The following is a 5,581-nucleotide window of genomic DNA, read 5'->3' on the forward strand; positions in this document are numbered from 1 at the left end:
CGTCGCTGGTCGCCCTCCACCTGGCGGTGCAGTCGCTGCGGTCGGGGGAGTCCTCGCTGGCCCTGGCGGGCGGAGTGACGGTGATGACCTCGCCGAGCTCCTTCGTCGGGTTCTCGCGGCAGCGCGGCCTGGCGGCCGACGGCCGGTGCAAGTCCTTCGCGGCGGCGGCCGACGGAACGGGCTGGTCCGAGGGTGCCGGGGTGCTGCTCCTGGAGCGCCTGTCGGACGCGGTGCGCAACGGACGCCGGGTGTGGGCCGTGGTGCGCGGTACGGCCGTCAACCAGGACGGCGCGTCGAACGGCCTTACAGCCCCGAACGGCCCCTCCCAACAGCGAGTCGTCCGGACGGCTCTGGCGAACGCCGGGCTGACAGTCGCGGATGTGGACGCGGTGGAGGCCCACGGAACCGGGACCCAGCTGGGTGACCCGATCGAGGCGCAGGCACTGCTCGCCACGTACGGGCAGGGCCGTGACGCTGAACGGCCGCTGTGGCTGGGGTCGTTGAAGTCCAACATTGGGCACACACAGGCAGCTTCCGGTGTGGCCGGTGTGATCAAGATGGTCATGGCGCTCCAGCACCGGGTGCTGCCGCGCACCCTGCACGTGGACGAGCCGACCCCCCAGGTGGACTGGACGGCTGGGGCCGTCGAGTTGCTGACGCAGGCGCGTCCTTGGCCGGAATCGGACCGTCCGCGCCGGGCGGGTGTCTCGTCCTTCGGGGTCAGCGGCACCAACGTCCACGTGATTCTGGAGCAGGCTCCGGAGCAGGCGCGCGAGGACACGGCCGAGGCCGAGGTCCCGGGACCGGTTTTGCTGGTGCTGTCGGCTCGCAGCCGGGCTGGACTCGCGGGACAAGCAAGGAAGTTGGCTTCGTTCCTGTCGGAGCGGCCGGATGCGGGTCTGGCGGAGACGGGGCGCGCGCTGGTCGGGACACGGAGTGCCCTGCCCGACCGCGCGGTGATCGTGGCGGACGGCCGCGCCGAGGCACTGGCCGGGCTCGAAGCGCTGGCGCGGGGTGAGTCCATGCCCGGTGTGGTCACCGGAGAGGGCGCGGACGGCGGTCGGACGGCCGTTCTGTTCACCGGGCAGGGAAGCCAACGAGCGCAGATGGCCCGGGAGTTGCATGAGAGGTTCGAGGTGTTCCGGGACGCCTTCGACGCGGCGTGCGCGGCGCTGGACGAGCGGCTGGCCGGGCATGTGGAGCACTCCGTCGCGGAGGTCGTCTTCGGAGCCGAAGCGGGTGTGCTGGACCGGACGGTGTTCACCCAGGCCGGGCTGTTCGCGGTGGAGTCCGCGCTCTATCGCCTCTACGAATCGTGGGGCGTCACACCGGACTACCTTGCGGGCCATTCGGTCGGTGAGCTGAGCGCCGCACATGCGGCAGGCGTGCTGTCGCTGGAGGACGCGGCGACGATGGTGGCCGCGCGTGGCCGGCTGATGCAGGCCCTGCCTTCCGGTGGGGCGATGGTGTCGGTGGCCGCGCCGGAGGATGCGGTACGTCCGCTGCTGTCGGCGGGAGTGGATGTCGCGGCCGTGAACGGGCCGTCCTCGCTTGTGATCTCCGGCGTGGAGTCGGAAGTCATGGGTGTGGCCGCGCAGCTGGCGTCCCAGGGGGTCAAGACGCGTCGGCTGACGGTCTCGCACGCCTTCCACTCGGTGCTGATGGAGCCGATGCTGGACGAGTTCCGGGCCGTGCTGGAGGGGCTGACGTTTTGGCCGCCGCGCATCGCCCTCGTGTCCAATGTGACCGGTGAGATCGCCGATCCGGAGCTTGTCGCACGTCCCGATTACTGGGTGGACCACGTCCGGGCGACCGTGCGATTCGCCGACGGTGTACGGGCGTTGGAGCGGGCCGGTGTCTCCGTGTATCTGGAGATGGGGCCGGATGCCGTCCTGTCGACGATGGGCCCGGACTGCCTGACGGGCGACGCCTCCGTCTTCGTACCGTCTCTGCGTCGTGAGAACGACGAGGTGCGTTCGGCCCTCGCCGCCCTGGCCGGACTGCACGTACGTGGTGCGTCGGTCGACTGGAACGCCCTGCTCGGTGAGAGCACGGGGTGGCCGCTGGAGTTGCCGACGTACGCCTTTCAGCGGCAGCGCTACTGGCTGGAGAACGCCGGAGGCACGGCTGATGCGGAGGGTCTGGGGCTCGGGGCCGTCGATCATCCGCTGCTGGGCGCGGTGGTCGAGGTGCCCGACTCGGGTGGACTGCTGTTCAGTTCGCGGCTGTCACCGCGCACACATCCGTGGCTGGCCGATCACGCGGCGGCCGGGAGCGTGCTCGTGCCGGGTCCGGTGTTTGTCGAGCTTGTGGTGCGAGCCGGTGACGAGGTGGGGTGCGGGCTGCTGGCCGAGCTGGTGGTCGAGGCTCCGCTCGTGATGCCCGAACACGGCGGCGTACAGCTGCGGGTGGAGGTCGGTGACGCCGACGAGGCCGGGGAGCGGCCCGTACGGGTGCACGCGCGCCGTGAGGACGCCGGGCCGGGCTCGCTGTGGACGCGACACGCCTCCGGACGGCTCGCTCCGGACAGCACGGTCCCCGACTTCGAACTGACCCAGTGGCCGCCGCAGGGCGCGATAGCCGAGGCGGAAGGCGTGTGGACCCGGGGCGAGGAGGTCTTCGCCGAGGTCGCTCTGCCGGAAGAGGCCGGCCGCGCCGACGGGTTCGGGATACACCCGGCCCTGCTGGACGCGTGCCTCGACGTCCGGCCGGAACAGCGGCCGATGCTGCCGTCCCACTGGACCGGCGTACGTCTGTGGGCGGAGGGCGCGACGGTTCTGCGCGTTCACCTGACTCCGCAGGGGCCGGACACGGCCGGCGTTCGGCTGGCCGACGCGTCGGGCGCCCCGGTGGCCTCGGTGGAGTCGCTGCGCTTTTGGCCGATGGACTCCATGTCGCTGGAATCGGGTGCGGCAGCCGACCGGATGTTCCGCGTGGGCTGGGAGCGCCTGCCGCTGAAGCCGAACGCGGCGGTGCCGGACGCCACGCCGGCGGACACCGCCGAAGACGTACGCGCGCAGGCCGGGACCCGCGCACCCTCGGGGGTACTCCTGGTCGATGTCCCCGGCGGCGAACACGCCGATGCCGACGGCGTGAGGGAGGTCACCACCCGGATCCTGGAGCTGCTCCAGGCGTGGCTGGCCGAACCGGCGCTGAAGGACACGCGGTTGGTCGTGGTGACCCACGGGGCGGTCGCGGTGGACGGCGACCACGAACTGACGGACCTCTCCGGGGCGGCGGTGTGGGGTCTGGTGCGCTCGGCGCAGGCCGAGCACCCCGGCCGGATCCTCCTCGTCGACACCGACACCGACACCGACACCGACACCGACACCGACACCGACACCGACACGACGCCGGAGGTGCCGGTCGCGCGTGAAGTGCTCGCGAGCGTACTGGAGTCCGGGGAGCCGCAGGTGGCGGTGCGCTCGGGTGGGGTGTGGGCGCCTCGTCTGGAGCGGGCCGCCGCGGTGGTGGAGCGGGGCCGGGCGCTGGACCCGGCGGGGACCGTGCTGATCACGGGCGGAACCGGGGGTCTGGGCCGCCTGGTGGCCCGGCACCTGGTGAGCGAGCACGGGGTCGGGTCCTTGGTGCTGGTGAGCCGTCGGGGGCCGCGGGCGCCGGGCGCGGACGCGCTGGAGGAGGAGCTCGCCGGTCTGGGCGCCCGGGTGCGGATCGTGGCCTGTGACGTTGCCGATCGCGCCGCGGTGGCCGGTGTGCTGGCCTCCGTGCCGTCGGATGCCCCGCTGACCGGTGTGATCCACACGGCCGGTGTTCTGGACGACGGTGTGGTCACCGCTCTGACCGCTGAGCGGCTGGACACGGTCTTCCGCCCCAAGGCCGACGCGGCGCTCGTGCTGGACGAACTCACGCGTGATCTCGATCTGGCGGCGTTCGTACTGTTCTCGTCGGCCGCGGGAACGCTCGGGAATCCGGGGCAGGGCAACTACGCGGCGGCGAACGCCTTCCTCGACGCGCTGGCCCGGCGTCGTCACGCGGCCGGGCTGCCCGCCACGTCTCTCGCCTGGGGCGGCTGGGCGGAGAGCAGTGAGATGACCGCCCATCTCGGCCAGGCCGACGTGCAACGCAACCGACGTACCGGAATGTCCGAGATCACGGCCGCACTGGGCATGGAGCTGTTCGATCGCGCGCTCCGGGCCGCCGATTCCGTCCTCCTGCCGGCCGAGCTGGATCTCGCCGGTCTGCGCGCCCGGTCCCGTACCAGCCCGGTCCCCTTCCTCCTGCGCGGACTCGTCCCCGGCCGGCGGCGCGTCGCGAGCGGCGCGACCGGGCACGGCGGCACCGACTGGGCCCAGCGCCTGGCCGGCCTCGGCCCGGTCGAGCAGGAGAAGACCCTGCTCGACCTGATCGGCGGCCACGCCTCGCAGGTCCTCGGCCACTCCGCCCGGAACCAGGTCGACGCGTCCCGCCCCTTCCACGACATCGGATTCGACTCCCTCACCTCGGTCGAGTTCCGCAACCGGCTGGGCGCCGAGACCGGCCTTCGGCTGCCCGCGACGCTTCTCTACGACCGCCCGAACCCGCAGGACCTCGCGCGATACCTGCGGTCCGAACTCCTGGGAGCGGAGGCCGACGCCTCCGGCATCCCGACGGGGACGCCGATCGCCCCGGACGAGCCCATCGCGATCGTCGCCATGGGCTGCCGCTTCCCGGCCGGGGTGACCAGCCCCGAGGAATTGTGGGAGCTGCTCACCGCAGGCGTCGACGCGATCACCGACTTCCCCACCGACCGGGGCTGGGACCTCGACGCCCTCTACGACCCCGACCCCGACCACCCGGGCACGACCTACGCCCGACGCGGCGCCTTCCTGGACGACGCGGCCGGCTTCGACGCCGACTTCTTCGGCATCTCGCCGCGGGAGGCGCTGGCGATGGATCCGCAGCAGCGACTGCTGCTCGAGACGTCCTGGGAGACGTTCGAGCGGGCGGGGATCGACCCCACGAGTCTCCGGGGCAGCGACATCGGCGTCTTCGCCGGGGTCAACACCCAGGACTACGCGCTGCGCCTGCACCTGACGCCAGAGCTGGTGGAGGGACACCGCATCACCGGTTCGTCGAACGCCGTCGTCTCGGGCCGGATCTCGTACTTCCTCGGTCTGGAAGGTCCGGCGGTGACGCTGGACACGGCGTGCTCGTCGTCGCTGGTCGCCCTGCACCTGGCGGCGCAGTCGCTGCGGTCGGGCGAGTGCTCCATGGCCCTGGCCGGCGGGGTGACCGTCATGACCGGGACGGACGCGTTCGTCGACTTCTCGCGGCAGCGGGGGCTGGCACCCGACGGCCGCTGCAAGGCGTTCGCGGCGTCGGCGGACGGCACGGGCTGGGCGGAGGGCGCGGGCGTGCTGCTGCTCGAGCGGCTCTCCGATGCCGTACGGAACGGGCGACGGGTTCTGGGTGTCGTCCGTGGGTCGGCGGTGAATCAGGACGGTGCGTCGAACGGTCTGACCGCTCCCAACGGGCCGTCGCAGCAGCGGGTGATCCGGCGTGCGCTGGCCAACGCGGGGCTGGCCGCCGCCGATGTGGACGCGGTCGAGGCGCATGGCACGGGGACTCAGCTGGGTGACCC

Annotated in this window: 1 protein-coding gene; it reads left to right on the forward strand. The window is 72.4% G+C overall.

The features are described from left to right. Window positions 1-5,581: SDR family NAD(P)-dependent oxidoreductase (locus ABTZ94_RS35980; protein ID WP_351207409.1), on the forward strand; the 5,581-nt coding region annotated here is incomplete at both ends.

Source organism: Streptomyces sp. NPDC002785 (genome assembly GCF_040295565.1).
Classification (GTDB): Bacteria; Actinomycetota; Actinomycetes; order Streptomycetales; family Streptomycetaceae; genus Streptomyces.